Origin of the sequence: Fusibacter paucivorans (genome assembly GCF_018390735.1) — a bacterium.
GTDB classification, from domain to species: Bacteria; Bacillota; Clostridia; order Peptostreptococcales; family Acidaminobacteraceae; genus Fusibacter; species Fusibacter paucivorans.
In genome coordinates, this window is the sequence record NZ_JAHBCL010000016.1 from 1 (window position 1) to 15803 (window position 15803).

The 15803-nt window shown below is 44.3% G+C and carries 13 protein-coding genes; all 13 read left to right on the plus strand.

The genetic code is table 11. The annotated features are described in order from the left end of the window. The first annotated feature begins 202 nt into the window (after nt 1–202). The 13 genes from KHM83_RS10130 to pyk all read left to right on the plus strand — a co-directional run bounded on the left by KHM83_RS10130 (nt 203) and on the right by pyk (nt 15576). Complete coding sequence (locus KHM83_RS10130) at nt 203–559, plus strand: hypothetical protein (RefSeq protein ID WP_213236901.1); 357 nt, start codon at nt 203–205, stop codon at nt 557–559. Beyond that, nucleotides 560–1330: an EFR1 family ferrodoxin gene (locus KHM83_RS10135; RefSeq protein ID WP_213236902.1), complete on the plus strand. Its 771-nt coding sequence runs from the start codon at nt 560–562 to the stop codon at nt 1328–1330. Nucleotides 1331–1539: 209 nt separating this feature from the next. Continuing rightward, entirely contained in the window at nt 1540–2274 is a 735-nt protein-coding gene (locus KHM83_RS10140) for a PHP domain-containing protein (protein WP_213236903.1), read from the plus strand. Between the two features lie 195 nt (nt 2275–2469). Beyond that, nucleotides 2470–3321 carry an RNase adapter RapZ gene (gene rapZ, locus KHM83_RS10145; protein ID WP_213236904.1) on the plus strand — a complete coding sequence of 284 codons (852 nt, stop codon included), beginning with the start codon at nt 2470–2472 and terminating at the stop codon, nt 3319–3321. Nucleotides 3322–3397: 76 nt separating this feature from the next. Continuing rightward, a complete protein-coding gene (locus tag KHM83_RS10150) occupies nt 3398–4390 on the plus strand; it encodes a gluconeogenesis factor YvcK family protein (protein WP_213236905.1) in 993 nt (330 codons plus the stop codon). A gap of 294 nt (nt 4391–4684) precedes the next feature. After that, a complete protein-coding gene (locus KHM83_RS10155; RefSeq protein ID WP_213236906.1) occupies nt 4685–6067 on the plus strand; it encodes a tryptophanase in 1383 nt (460 codons plus the stop codon). 138 nt (nt 6068–6205) lie between these two features. Then, nucleotides 6206–6331, plus strand: a complete 126-nt coding sequence (locus KHM83_RS19855; RefSeq protein ID WP_281415046.1) for a hypothetical protein — start codon at nt 6206–6208, stop codon at nt 6329–6331. Between the two features lie 74 nt (nt 6332–6405). Continuing rightward, the gene (locus KHM83_RS10160) at nt 6406–6828 is read left to right on the plus strand and encodes an NUDIX hydrolase (RefSeq protein ID WP_213236907.1); all 423 of its coding nucleotides are present in this window, start codon (nt 6406–6408) and stop codon (nt 6826–6828) included. Then, the gene (gene whiA, locus KHM83_RS10165) at nt 6828–7781 is read left to right on the plus strand and encodes a DNA-binding protein WhiA (RefSeq protein ID WP_213236908.1); all 954 of its coding nucleotides are present in this window, start codon (nt 6828–6830) and stop codon (nt 7779–7781) included. Before KHM83_RS10160 ends, whiA begins: the two co-directional genes overlap by 1 nt. Then, complete coding sequence (locus KHM83_RS10170; protein ID WP_213236909.1) at nt 7778–9055, plus strand: ABC transporter substrate-binding protein; 1278 nt, start codon at nt 7778–7780, stop codon at nt 9053–9055. Before whiA ends, KHM83_RS10170 begins: the two co-directional genes overlap by 4 nt. Nucleotides 9056–9057: 2 nt before the next feature. Continuing rightward, entirely contained in the window at nt 9058–12675 is a 3618-nt protein-coding gene (locus tag KHM83_RS10175; RefSeq protein WP_213236910.1) for a DNA polymerase III subunit alpha, read from the plus strand. A 26-nt stretch (nt 12676–12701) separates the two neighbouring features. After that, nucleotides 12702–13661, plus strand: a complete 960-nt coding sequence (pfkA, locus tag KHM83_RS10180) for a 6-phosphofructokinase (protein ID WP_213236911.1) — start codon at nt 12702–12704, stop codon at nt 13659–13661. A gap of 154 nt (nt 13662–13815) precedes the next feature. Then, the gene (pyk, locus tag KHM83_RS10185; protein ID WP_213236912.1) at nt 13816–15576 is read left to right on the plus strand and encodes a pyruvate kinase; all 1761 of its coding nucleotides are present in this window, start codon (nt 13816–13818) and stop codon (nt 15574–15576) included. Nucleotides 15577–15803: the final 227 nt, after the last annotated feature.

Below are 15803 nucleotides of genomic sequence, written 5' to 3' on the forward strand. Positions count from 1 at the left end.
CAAGGAAGCTACAGACATCACTCTATCTAATAAATTAATTATACATGTAAATGTATAATTGTTGATAGCTTTAAAGGTTATAGGTCGTCCTTTAAAACCTAAATACATTATATAAGGAAGACTGACATGTGAAAGCGGGTGATCATTTTGCTTTTGGGATGTCAGTCGAGGATCGGGTATGTTGTTTTTTGCAGGTATTATTATGTTTATGAATGTTTTGTTGTTGACGGTTCTGGTGCCGGGCGGACCAATTGAAAACAGAGATTTTAGTGCACTAAAAGGCATTGTATTTTGGGGATTTAACGTTTTTCTCATTACTTTGGGGCTTGCATCTTACGGTACAAGTTATTTATTGCTAACGGCAAACCACTATGCTGTGCGGGCGGCACAAGTACTTGCCGTATTGTACTTTGGTGTTTACATGGTAGATTTAGGAGGCATTTTTCCAAAATCACCGACGAAGATGTCAAAAGTGCTGATGCTGATGGAAATTATCAACGCATCCATGGCTGTTTTGCTCTTTATTTGTGTTACAGCTGTCGAAAAGGGTGTGATGTAAATGCTGGCAAAGGCGCCCATTTCCATTTATTATTTTTCAGGGACAGGGAATACACTGCTCATGGCAAATGCGATTAAACAGGCATTTGAGCAAAGAGACTATCGAGTGACATTAAAGGATATGATGCGCTCAAAAGCGATTGAAGCAACGGAAGCTGGCTATTTAGGCATTGTTGTTCCCGTAGCGGTGCAGTCGACATTTCCAATCGTATGGGATTTTATTGAACAATTGCCGCCTGGAAAAGGTCGAAAAGTCTTTTTTGCCGATACAATGGAAAGTTTCTCCGGCGGCATTGTCGGACCGATGAAAAAAGCATTGACGGCAAAGGACTATATGTGCATTGCCGCACATGAATTCAAGATGGCGACGAGTATGCAGACAACACCGAAAAAAGTTGATGAAGGTGAGCGAAAAAATGCAAAAGCGCTGGAAGAAGCAGATGACTTCGTTCAGGCGATCGTGACTGAAAAAGCAGTGTGGCGACGTGTACCGATCTTTTCAGATGCAATGCGTGCCATATCCAAGGGACGCGGCATTTGGACTAAGACCAGTGAACGTATTCAAGCGGAAACAGCGCTATGCGTTCAATGCGGCTTGTGTCAGAAACACTGTCCTGTTAATGCCATTACAATGACAGCGGACAGTGTTAAAATTCAACATGAAAAATGTATTGCCTGTGTGCGCTGTGTGAATTATTGTCCCCAAAATGCTTTCACGCTGGGCGGCAAACACGTGATGCAGAAAAAAGTGATTGCCATTCAGTCTCTTTGATACCAGAAGGTGTCGACGGTGGCTGATTACGATTATCACGTAATGTAATGATGAGATGCGAAATGCCTTTGTCCGATAATGAATGCGTCGGGAGGAACAGCATCTTTTTGTTTTTTGAGGAAAGCTTGTAATGTTTTGATATTGGTGTGATTGCATCTGATTTTTTTGCTGACGGGATGGTATAATAGGGAATAGAAAGGATGGTTGCCATGAAACTCAAGGGAGATTATCATATGCACTCTAAATACAGCGGTGATTGTAAAAATGAGATGGAAGCAGTGGTTAAACAAGCCATTGAAATGGGACTGTCGGAGATTGCCATCACAGATCATGGGCCGATGCATTCAGGGTATGGCATCAAGGCATCACAGTATCCGGAGATGCGTGCAGAGATAGATGCTTTAAGGCAAAAGTATCCGCAAATTAGTATTTTGCTTGGTTTAGAGGCCAACCTTATCGGAACAGCTGGGGAGATTGACCTAACGGATACCATGCAACCACTTTGTGATTGGCTTAACGTTGGATATCATTTTGGCAGCAATCTCGGTCGTGATATGGGACTCCATATTCGCAATTTTTTAAGTAAGTTCAGCAAGCGCATTTATGAACGCGCCAAGAAAGACAACACAATGGCCATGATCAATGCGATGCGCAAACATTCGATTCGCATGCTGACACACCCTGGTGCCAAAGGCCCTGTCGATATTGACGCTGTAGCGCGCGTTGCGGCAGAAACGGGTACGATGCTTGAAATCAACAACTCACATGGTCATTTGACAGTAGAAGAAATTAAAATTGCGATGCAGTACGATGTCGTTTTTGTGGCAAACAGTGATGCACACCGCATTGAACGAATCGGCATCGTCACGGACAGCATTCAGCGCATTGTCGAAGCGGGGTTGCCGACTGACCGCATATACAATCTGGATGACGCATGCGTTTGAAACCATCACGGCTGTATCAATGATCACGTACTAAAACAGCGGCGCTTTACAATAGTCGTGTTCTGTAGCAGCATTGTTTTGCAGCAATTCTGTTTTCTACCGCTGTGTTTACGGAAAGGCTCCGTGTATGCGCTGTGTTATATTGAAATAAAATGCCAATAGAACCCATGATTAAGTTTGATAGGAAGGTGTCACGTGAATTTTATTATCATCTCCGGACAGTCCGGTGCAGGCAAAAGTCAAGCGAAAAAGGTCTTTGAGGACTTGGGGTATTATTGCATTGACAATTTACCGCCGTCGCTCATTCCCAACTTTGTGGAGCTGGTAGAGCAAAACTCTGAAGGTATTCACAACATTGCTCTTGTCATTGACATTAGAGGCGGCAGATTTTTTAAAGATCTGGAAGATCATCTCGAAGGGCTCAAACAGCGGCATTACGAGTATAAGATATTTTACTTCGAAGCCAACGATGATATTCTGGTGAAACGGTTTAAAGAAACGCGGCGAACGCATCCGCTTGACCCAACAGGTCGCATTGAAGATGCATTGGCTTCTGAAAAGCAGATTTTGGAGACGCTAAAAGATCAGGCACACTATGTGATCAATACGTCCAATCTGACACATGCCGAGTTAAAAGCAGAAATTACACGGTATCTTGACTTGTCAGAAGGCGATCAAAGTCTGAATCTGACGATTATGTCCTTTGGGTTTAAAAAAGGACTGCCGCTCGATGCGGATTTTGTCTTTGATGTGCGTTTTTTACCAAATCCTTATTATATTGAAGATTTGAAGCATCGTACGGGCAATGAAGCGGCGGTGCAGTCTTATGTGATGGGATTTGAAGAGAGTCGCCAGCTGATGACGCATATTCAGTCACTGCTTGACTTTGCCATGCCCGGCTTTATGAGGGAAGGGCGCAGTCAGTTGGTGATTGCCATAGGCTGTACCGGCGGACAGCATCGGTCTGTGACCTTTGCGAACTTACTAGCCGCTTATTACCGGGAACAGCATTATCCCGTCAAATGTGTTCACAGAGAACTGGATTAGACAAGATGACAATGGTATAAGGGCTGAATAAAACGTAAGACGATTTGAAGAAAATCTATAAAAGGAGATGCAACACTTGAAAATAGTAGCAATAGGCGGTGGGACGGGTTTATCCATTCTCCTAAGGGGGCTTAAGGAAGTTTCACAAGAGATTACAGCAGTTGTGACCGTTGCCGATGACGGCGGTGGCTCGGGTGTATTGAGAGAAGACCTTGGCATGCTGCCGCCGGGTGATATTCGCAACTGTATTTTGGCGCTGGCCAATACCGAACCTATTTTACAGGACTTGCTGCAATACCGTTTCTCAGAAGGTCGTCTGAAAGGCCAAAACTTCGGCAATTTAATGATTGCCGCTATGCAAGGAATTTCAGAGGGGTTTGAAGATGCGATTCGGAAAATATCAGATATTTTCGCCATCACTGGGAAAGTACTGCCGGTTTCTGTCGTTCCAATGGTGCTCTATGCACAACTGACGGATGGCATCCACGTTAAAGGCGAATCAAATATTCCGCTGGAAGTCGTTAAACGCGGCGCAGGTGTCAAGAAGATCTGGGTTGAACCGCACGATGTGGAGAGCGGCGATGAAATTATTGAGGCGATTTTAGCGGCGGATGTGGTAGTGCTGGGACCAGGTAGTTTGTTTACCAGTGTTATTCCCAATATGCTCGTCGATAATCTGATGGCGGCGCTTAATGCAACCCATGCCAAGCGCGTCTATATCTGCAACATTATGACGCAGCCGGGTGAGACCGACCACTTTACCGTTGGTGATCATGTCAAGGCGCTTTTTACCCATACAAAACTCAAAGCACTTGATGCCGTCTTTATCAACGAAGGAACGCTGACGGAAGAACAGATGGCGCGATACTTAAAAGAAGATTCTAATCTTGTTGCCTTCACGCCTGAATGTGAGGCGATGCTGGCTAAAATAGGCATAGATGTCTATAAAGATGACTTAATCGAAGTGGTTAAAGGCTATGTCAGACATAATGCGGGATGCATTGCAATGAAACTGGAGGCGATCTGCGAACGTGCTTATACGCCGATTAGTCATGATCTAAAAGTGTAAACAGTGCAAATATCTTGCTGTGTCTATTTTTTGCCCCTCAATGATTTGCATTCCGACGGTATGATGATAAGAAGAACATCCATAAAAAGGCTATCAGTAGATGCTATTATTGTATACAAGAGAGATTGGCTTCAAAATAAACTGGAAATCCGATATAATAAGGATGACCACGAAATTTTGAAGCCATAAAAATTTTTTGGAAGCTGAGAAGGAATGACATTGTGATTTGCAAAGGCGTCTAGCGATGCCTTTTAAAAATTCACCTTATATCATCACATAAGGAGGATTAATTTTATGGCAAAGCGAGTACCAGAACCATTCAGAATCAAGATGGTGGAAAGCATGAGCATTATTCCAAAGGAGGTCAGAGCACAGCGTCTCGTCGAAGCGGGCTACAATCCATTTGCATTGCGCGCTGAGGATATCTACATCGACCTCTTAACGGACAGCGGCACAGGCGCTATGAGTGACAGACAGTGGGCCGCACTGATGCTTGGCGACGAATCCTATGCGGGGAGTCGATCATTCTATAAGCTTGAAGCGGTGGTTCAAAAAATTACGGGTTACAAGTACATCATACCATCACATCAGGGAAGGGGTGCCGAGCAAGTTGTCTTACCTAACGTCATTAAGAAAAAAGGCGATTACGTGTTGAACAACATGCACTTTGACACCACCATGGGCCATGTGCTCATCGCTGGCGGCAAGCCGGTAAACCTCATTCATGAAAAAGCCTATCATACAGAAGTCTATGATGACTTCAAAGGCGATTTTGACTTGGAAATGTTGGAAAACTTTATCGTCGATAAAGGCGTGGAGAACATATCCTGTCTTATTATGACTGTGACATGCAACTCCGCAGGTGGTCAGCCTGTTTCCATGGCGAATATGAAAGCGGCTAGTGAAATTGCCCATCGTCATGGGCTCAAGGTCTTTATTGACGCAGCGAGGTACGCAGAAAATGCTTATTTTGTTAAAACGAGAGAAAAAGGCTATGAAGATAAAACCATTCTCGAAATAGCACAGGAGATGTTCGGCTATGCAGACGGTCTTATGATGAGTGCTAAAAAAGACGGGATTGTCAACATGGGCGGCCTTATCGGTATTAAGGACGATGAAGACCTCTATAATGCTTGTCGTTCAACGGTTGTACCAATGGAAGGCTTTCCGACTTACGGCGGTCTTGCAGGCAGAGATATGGAAGCACTTGCCGTCGGACTCGAAGAGGGACTTGATTTTGATTACCTTGAATACAGAATTGGTCAAGTCAAGTATTTAGGCGATCGGCTGAGAGAAGCCGGCGTTCCGATTCAATATCCAACGGGTGGACATGCGGTTTTCGTAGACTGCAAGAAACTTTGCCCTCAAATCCCATTTGACCAGTTTCCGGCACAGGCTGTCTGTAATGAAGTTTATATTGACAGCGGTGTGAGGGCTGTTGAGATTGGTTCTTTCTTGCTTGGCAGGGATGATGAGACTGGTGATCCGCTGGAATCACCACTTGAACTGATGCGGTTAACCATTCCAAGACGCGTTTATACGAACGATCATATGGATTATGTTGCTGACGCAGTCATCGAGGTGGCAAAGAAAGCAGATACGCTCAAAGGTTTTACTTTTGACTATGAACCAAAAGTGCTGAGACATTTTACGGCGAAGCTTAAACCCGTTGAGTAGAGGGCATATTGTTCAAGTCAATGTTATAAGCGTGAGAAATGTTTTGACATAGCAATATCAGTGCTGCTACAGAAAAGAGCACGTGAGGTTAAACGGATGCAAACAGTTTAGCAGAGCATAAAAAAGAGATACTCAGCAATGGCAAAAATCGAAGGAAACGCTGAAACTAAAGAAGTCAGCACACGGCGAAGCAACGCGCCGTGTGCTTTTTTTATGGATGGTTTCGCGCTGAAATTTGGTGCCGAATTACCAGCGTATTTATGATATACTAATAGTTGAACCAGCTGTGTTTAAACGGTTTTGGTTTGTGAGTTAAATGAATGTTAGAAGGTGAATGCTTGAAAAAGGTATACAGTGCCGGCGGTGTTGTCTTTCTTAAAAACAGCGTTCTCATGCTTCAAAAAATTAACGGTGATTGGGTCTTGCCAAAGGGAAAAATTGAAACCTATGAGCATAGTTCAGATACGGCGATTAGAGAAGTGCGGGAAGAAGCAGGGATCAAGGCAACCATTGTACAGCCAATAGGTGAGACATCCTACAAGTTTAAAAATTATTGGTCCAATAATCACGTTATTGAAAAACGCGTCGCATGGTTTTTGATGAAAGCCGTATCGACACAGGCAAAGCCGCAGCGTGAAGAAGGGTTTATTGCCGCCAAATTCATTCACATTAACAACGTTCAGCAACTGGCGAAATACGATGATGAGCGAGAGATGCTTATCAAGGCACTAGAAGTTATGAAATCATTGGAAGGTGTTTAATGTCCTTTTCTTCAAAATCAAAAAATGAGTTGACCCGTATTGTCACCGAGGGTAAATGCTGTCATCGCGCAGAGCTCTCAGGCATTATTCGGGTAAGTGGTGCGCTTGAATTTGCAGGCTTTCAGAAAATAAATTTGAGGATTACAACCGAAAACCCGGCAGTGGCTAGGCGTATTTTTTCGTTAATCAAGAAAACCTACAAGCGCCAAACAGAAGTATTGATGAAAGAAAATAAGATGCTGAATAAGCATCATCTATATGAAGTGCTCATTCAGGATGTGGATGATATCCTCAGAGATCTGGAAATCTTTGAAACAGATGAAGATCATATTGTTCTAAATGATGTACTGCCCGCAAAACTTTTAAAAAAGCAGTGCTGTCGAAAAACATATCTGCGCGGTATATACTTAGGCGGCGGCTCGCTTAGCAACCCAGAAAAGAGCTATCATCTGGAACTGATTACACACAATGCGGATTATGCTCAAGCGCTGTCCGACTTTATGAACCACACTTATGAATTGGGCGCGAAATGGACGGCACGAAAGAAAAATTTTATCGTCTACATTAAAGAAAGTGAGAAGATCGTTGACTTTCTCAATATAATCGGTGCACATCAAACGCTTTTGGAATATGAAAACGTGCGTATATTAAAACAGATGCGCAATAACGTCAACCGCGTTGTCAACTGTGAGACGGCGAATCTAAACAAAACCATTGACGCCGCTTACGAACAGGTTGCCAAAATTGAGGCGATCGAAGCTTCCGTTGGCATTGATACTTTGCCTGAGAAACTACAGGAAGTTGCACGTGTTCGCCTTGAAAATCCCGATGCTACACTCCGCGAGTTGGGAGAACTGATGGATCCGCCGATAGGCAAATCTGGCGTTAACCATCGACTTAAGAAAATCATCGAAATTGCAGATAAATTGCCAAATGGAGGTAAGCCGTTGTGATAAGACGTAGGACATACAAGATAAAGGCCAGTGCTTTGCGAATTGGTATGATACTCATGACAGTGTATTTTCTGTCAGGTTGTACACTGTCTGAGCGTATTCTCGCCAGTAATGACAGCGAATCTCAGGCGTGGGAACTGATTACGGACAGTGCAAATCGAACCGAAGTCGTCCTCTGCGTCGATCCATCCGATGAAGCACTGATTGACTGGCTTAAAGATGACTTTGCTGAACGCATGAAAGTTAACTACAATGTGACGGTAACCGTACTGGTACAGTCAATTGCAAAAACCTATGAAAAACTAGGTGATGACCAGCTAAATGAACGTGAAACAGGGCAATTTGATGTTGTGTTTCTGAATGGCGATACCTTTGATATTGCAATGAAAAATCAGTACCTTTACGGTCCTTTTGAAGATCAAGTGCCCAATGCGGTTTCGTACCTCAATGCCTCGGATCTTGAAATGCAATACGATGAGGCGCGCGCCATCAATGGTTATGAACTGCCCTATGCGAAAACACAGCTTTACATGATTTACGATGAAAACTATTTTTACGATATCCCCGAAAGCAATGAAGCGCTTTTAGCACTTTTTAAGTCTTTTAAAGGTCAATTTACTTACCCTGACCCACGAACCAGCGATGTTGGCGAAGCTTTTATCGTCAGCCTGATGCTGCCGTATCTCGATATTGAAAAACTCAATACAGGAGAGTTGGATGACGCAGCGCTGCTGGAAGCTGTGACGCCGGTACTGGATGCTTTAAAGGCATTAAAGCCTTATCAGTATGGTGAAGGAACCAGTTTCCCACAGACAGCGGCGGCAATGGATCAGCTTTATCAAAATGGCGATCTTGTTTTTTCCATGAGCCTCGTCAATAATTATGCAACGGATCAACTGAGGGCATATGAATATCCCGAGGAATCAAATGTCTTTGTTATGCCGGAGGGCAGTACTGGATTGACGGACTACGTTGGCATCGCCAACAATGCGCCCAACAAATCGGGTGCTATTGTCGTAATCAATGAACTGCTTTCAGCGGCATCACAGGCAGACATTTACAATCCGAAATTCTTGGGCAAATTGCCGGTTTACGATTTGACGACGACACCGGATGAGGCCTTTACTGATTTAAAATCCGTTAAACTTAAATCGACGACGCTTTCCTATAGTGAATTGCTGGATATGCGCTTTCCGGAAATTGCACCGGGGATGCGGCAAAAAATGGTGAACCTTTGGACAGCGCATGTCTTAAACGATACGACAGGGGAATAGCCATGGCAACATCTGATTTTGTACATTTGCATTTGCACACCGAATACAGCCTTTTGGATGGCTTTGCACGTATGGACATGCTCTTTGACCGCGTCAAGGAGCTTGGCATGCAAGCCGTCGCCATTACGGATCATGGGGTTATGTTCGGTGTTGTTGATTTTTATAAGGCGGCAAAGAAAGCAGGCGTCAAGCCAATTATTGGCTGTGAGGTTTATGTTGCGCCGAATTCAAGATTTGACAAAGTTGTTTCCGAGAAAAATGCCGGTCATCTCGTGCTGTTGGTTAAGAATGAAATTGGCTATCAAAACCTCATTAAGCTAGTTTCACAGGGGTTTACAGAAGGCTACTATTATCGGCCGAGAATAGACTATCCTTTGCTGGCGAAGCACAGTGAAGGGCTCATCTGCCTTAGTGCCTGTCTCGGCGGGGACATTCAGCGCATGCTGTATGAAGGCGACGATGCGGGTGCAAAAGCGCTGGCGTTGAAACTTGAAGCGATGTTTGAACCGGGTGACTTTTATTTGGAACTTCAAGATCACGCGATGCCGGAACAAAAGATAGTCAACCGAAAACTCATCAATCTCCATTTGGAGACGGAGATCCCACTCGTCGCAACCAATGATGTACACTATATTAATAAAGATGATGACGGTGTACACGATATTTTACTCTGTATTCAAACGGGCAAGACGCTGGGAGATTCCGATCGTATGCGTTTTCCCAGCAATGAATTTTATTTGAAATCACCGGATGAGATGACGGCGCTTTTTAAAGGTCGTCCTGATGCCATTGAAAATACAGTGGCGATTGCAGCAAAATGCAATTTCGATTTCGATTTTTCAAAGACGCATTTACCGGCATACCCATTAGAAAATGATCCGATGGCAGTGCAGTTTTTTAAAAACCAAGGAGAGCCGCCGGCGATTGCAGATGATAACCGATTGCCTGCGGATGAAAAGAATCGGGAACGAATAAATTCGTCGATGACTTATCTCCACTGGCTATGCGAACAAGGCATCTCACAAAAGTATGATCCCGTGACTGATGTTGAACGGTCGCGAATGCGCTATGAACTCGATGTGATTCACGAAATGGGCTATGACGATTACTTTCTCATCGTATGGGACTTTATTCGTTATGCAAAAGATCACAATATTGCTGTGGGACCCGGTCGGGGCAGCTGCGGCGGCAGCATCGTCGCCTATGCACTCGGGATCACTGAAGTTGATCCATTAAAATATGATCTTATCTTTGAGCGATTCTTAAATCCTGAACGCGTGACGATGCCTGATATAGACATTGATTTTGAAGATGACCGCCGAGGCGAAGTGATTCAGTATGTCATTGAGAAGTACGGCAAAGATCATGTGGCGCAGATTATAACCTTTGGAACCATGGCGGCACGGGCGGCAATAAGAGACGTGGGACGCGTGATGAACCTCTCCTATCAGGAAGTGGATCGCATGGCAAAAGAAATTCCTTACGAACTGGGGATGACCATTGAACGCGCACTTGAAGTCAATCCAAAGCTGCGGCAGTTAAAGGTCGAAAGTGCAGAAGCCAGTGCGTTAATTGAAGCTGCCCTAAAATTACAGGGCGTACCGCGACATGCATCAACCCATGCGGCGGGTGTTGTCATATCCCGCAAGCCAGTCGATTCATACGTTCCGCTGTATATGCAGGACGATAATATTTCAACACAGTTCAATATGGTGCTGTTAGAGGACTTGGGACTTCTTAAAATCGATTTTTTAGGACTCAGGACATTGACAGTTATCAAAAATGCTTTAAAATTAATTGAAGAGCAACATCATCAACAGTTGAATATTGCTGACTTTCCAGATGGTGATCCGATAACGTATCGCATGATTGGGAAAGGTGATACACTGGGGGTTTTCCAGCTTGAGTCCGCTGGATTTCGCAAGTTTATGCGTGAGCTAAAACCCACAGTGCTTGAGGATATTATAGCCGGGATATCATTGTACCGGCCGGGACCAATGGATTCCATCCCACTCTATATTAAAAACAAGAACAACCCTGCAGGCATCGCCTATTTGCATCCGAAACTTAAGCCAATTCTGGAAGTAACATACGGCTGTTTGGTTTATCAGGAACAGGTTATGCAGATTGTCAGAGATTTAGGCGGCTATAGTTATGGTCGATCTGATATTGTCAGGCGCGCTATGAGTAAAAAGAAAATGGATGTCATGCAGCGCGAACGTACCTATTTTAAGTTTGGCAAGCATACCGGTGAGGAAGACGATATCACAGGGTGTGAAGGCAATGGCGTTTCTGCTGAAATAGCAGATCAAATTTTTGATGACATGATTGACTTTGCCAAATACGCATTTAATAAGTCACATGCTGCGGGATATGCAATTATTGCCTATCAAACGGCATATCTCAAGGCGCATTACACTGTCGAATATATGGCGGCGCTTATGACGAGCGTGACGGGCAGCCATTCCAAACTGGCACTGTACATTCAGGATGCGAAAGATCACGGCATTGAAATTTTGCAGCCGGATGTTTCAAAGAGTTATAAATATTTTTCGGTCGAAAATGGAAAAATACGCTATGGACTTGGCGCCATTAAGAATGTCGGTTCGGGCATTATCAAAGCAATTGTCAAAGCACGTCAAAAGAGGCCGTTTCAGAGTTTCTTTGATTTTTGTGAAGCCATTGAAACTTCTGAACTCAATAAAAAGGCGGTTGAGAGCCTTATTAAAGCAGGTGCCCTTGACAGTGTCGGCGGGTATCGATCACAGCTGCTTGCCGTCTTTGAGCGAACGGTAGATGGTGTTCACAGTCAGAAGCGGCGAAATGCAGAAGGTCAATTTTCCATGTTCAGCATGGATTTGCCCGATCTCAATTCTGAGGCAATGGGCAACAAACTGCCTGAAATGCCGGAACTCAGATTCGATATATTTTTGCAATTTGAAAAGGAAATGTTGGGTATATATCTCACGGGACATCCGCTGGATCCCTATAAAGCGCGATTAAAGCACATTTCGACACTTAATATGAGTGAGCTGCAAGAGACGGTAGAAGATCAGCTGTCACCGCTCGTGAAAGACGGCGATATGATTTCGCTAGGGGGCCTCGTCGTATCAAAGCTAGAGAAGATCACACGAAATGGTCAGAACATGGCCTTTATTACCGTTGAAGATCTTTACGATCAAATCGAAGTGATTATATTTCCTAAAGTTTATCAGCAATGTGAGGCACTTATTCAGAAGGATAGCTTTGTCGCAGTAAGAGGGCGGTTGAATTTGAAAGAGGATGAACCGCCGAAATTAATTGCCGATCGAGTTGTCGCAATTGACGATAGCGCATTTTCAGGCATCAGGCTTAAAGGAACCATTCGAAAAGAGACGCTGTACATTCGTTTTAGCCGGTTTGATCAAAGGATGATACGAGAGGTTGAAGCCATCGTGGATAATGCACGTGTTACAGAGCAGAACAATAACCCCGCGGCCAATCGTACAACTGCCGATGTGGTTTATTATATAGAACCAAAGAAACTGAAAAAGAAAGCAAAAGGACAAATTGTCGTGTCACAAAAGCTCGTCGAAAGTATTGAGCGTATTGTCGGCACGGAAAACATCAAATTACAGTAATGCAGATTCACGGAGGAGTGAAGGTAGTGAAAAAAATTGGCGTACTAACAAGTGGCGGCGACGCACCGGGCATGAACGCCGCTATTCGAGCGGTTGTTCGAACCGCAATTTACAATGGGATGGAAGTTGCCGGCATCTATAGAGGCTATCAGGGGCTCTTAGAAGGCGATATAGAAGCACTGACAGTCGCTTCGGTCGGCGATATTATTCACAGAGGCGGTACGATGCTGAGAACGGCGCGCTGCCTCGAATTCAAGACAGAAGAGGGCTTTCAGAAGGGCTTGACAATGCTTAAAATGTTCAAAATCGACGGATTGGTCGTTATTGGCGGCGATGGTTCATTCAATGGTGCAAAGAAGCTTGCGGAAGCAGGTTTTCCAACTATTGGCGTACCGGGTACCATTGACAACGATTTACCTTATACCGATTTCACACTCGGCTTTGACACGGCACTGACGACAGTTGTCAATGCAATTGGCAATATTCGGGATACATCATCCTCACATGGCCGTATTAACATTATTGAGGTCATGGGGAGAAACTGTGGTGATATTGCACTGTACGGCGGTTTAGCCGGCGGTGCGGAAGCAGCCATTATTCCAGAAGTACCAATGGATATCAACGATATCTGCAGTACGATACTCAGAGGTAAAAGACGCGGCAAGTTACACAGTATTTTACTGTTGGCGGAGGGCGTGGGGAAACCCTACGAACTTGCCGAATCCATTACTAAAATTACCGGTGCAGAAGTGCGCGTAAGTGTGATTGGACATCTCCAGCGCGGGGGAACGCCAACACCAAATGACCGCATTCTCGGCAGTCGGTTCGGCGCGTATGCCGTTGAGCTCTTGAGAGACGGCAAGGAAGGACGTGCTGTCGGTGTAAAAGGCAATGCTCTAATAGATCTCGACATTTCTGAGGCATTGGCGATGAAGAAAACACTAAATCAGGAAGTCTATGATTTAGCGCAGATTCTGGCAATTTAGAATAGGTGTGACTAGAAGCACCAAAGCGCATCGCATAAGTGAAACGTTTGGCAGGCTGTATGATGAAGCTGGTTGAAGTCAAACGATCTACTCGGATAATTGGAAGTTTAAAATTGTGAGGGAGCAAGTTAAAACCGAAAATTAGGAGGAAATTATGTTAAGAAAGACGAAGATTGTATGTACCATTGGGCCTACCAGTGAGAGCAAGGCGACTTTCACAAAATTGGTTCATGAAGGGCTAAACGTCGCGAGATTAAATTTCTCACACGGCTCCCATGAAGAACATCTCGCGCGTATTGAAATGATTAAGGAAGTACGCGAAGAACTCAATGCACCCATTGGTATACTGCTTGATACGAAGGGGCCTGAAATTCGAACCGGCAAATTTAAAGAACCCGTTTTTACGCTGGTTGAAGGACAGGAATTTGTGCTGACAACTTCTGAACGCGTTGGCGATCAGGACGGGTGTCAGATTTCTTATAAAGGACTACCTGCCGATGTCGTCAAGGGAAATCGCATTCTTATTGACGATGGGCTCATCGAACTCGAAGTGCTTTCCACAACGGAAACGGATATTGTAACCAAGGTCTTAAACGGCGGAGATGTTAAAAATAACAAAGGTATTAACGTACCAAACGTTAAAATTAATTTGCCTGCCATTACACAGAAAGACATTGATGATATTGTTTTTGGCATTCAAAATGACATCGATTTTATTGCCGCTTCTTTTATTCGGAAAGCCGCTGACGTTTTGGAGATCAGAAAAATTTTGGAAGCCAATCATGCACATGATATTCATATTATTTCTAAAATAGAAAATCAAGAAGGTGTTGACAATCTTGAAGAAATTCTTGAAGTTTCGGATGGACTCATGGTTGCTAGAGGTGATCTCGGTGTGGAAATTCCAACAGAACTCGTACCGCTTGTTCAAAAGCACATGATTGAAATGTGCAATACGGAGGGCAAGCCCGTTATTACAGCAACCCAAATGCTCGATTCGATGATGCGGAATCCTAGGCCGACACGTGCAGAAACCACAGATGTTGCCAATGCGATTTTTGACGGTACGGATGCCGTCATGCTTTCTGGCGAAACTGCTGCCGGGAAATATCCCGTTGAGTCGGTTAAGACGATGGCGAAAATTGCACTGGCGGCAGAGAGCTCTATTAATTATCGTGAAGCGCTTCAAAAGCGCATTGCGATGGCTGATGAAGCTGGTGTCACTTACGCAGTTAGTCACGCGACGGCATCGACGGCACTGGATCTCGATGCATCAGCAATTTTAACGGCGACAGCCTCTGGATTTACAGCTCGTAAAGTCTCAAAACTCAGGCCGAAAGCACCGATTATTGCCTGTACGATGTTGGAAAATGCGAAATACCGCATGGCATTGGTATGGGGGGTTATTCCACTCGTCATCGGTGAAGCGACAAATACAGACCGTATTTTTGAAATGTGCGTTGAGCATGCGAAAGAGGCGGGACACATTGAAGACGGCGATCTCGTCGTTATTACCGCAGGGATTCCCGTTGGTGTGTCCGGTGCAACAAACTTAATGAAAGTACACCTCGTTGGCGAAGTGATCATTAAAGGAACTGGACTCGTCAAGGCAATGGTTCGCGGGCGCGCCTGCATCGGCAGTACCGCTGAAGAAATTGAAGGTAAATTTGAAGATGGCGATATTATTGTCGCAACATCAACAGATCGCGATTTAGTACCGTTTATGTCACGTGCAGCGGGCGTCATCGTAGAAGAAGGCGGCTATACGTCTCATGGCGCCATTGTTTCGCTCAGTCTGAAAAAACCTTGTGTTGTCGGTGTGGCGCATGCAACCACCCAGCTGACTGATGGTATGGAAATCACACTTGATTCTAGCAAAGGCATTGTATATGCTGGGAAATCACGCGTCCTTTAGGATGTAAAATATTTAAAACAGTATGAAATGACAAAGAGTCAGATATGATACCCTTCTTGAAAACGACTTATCGGTTTAAGCGTTTTTTAGAGGGGTGTTTTTATATAAGCGTTATGTAAGGAAATGGCATCATGTAAAAAATCCGATAAATAATTGTAAAATCCTGAGAAACAGATAAAATTAAGGGTATAACCTACAGTGATCGAAATGATTGCATCACGTTCTTT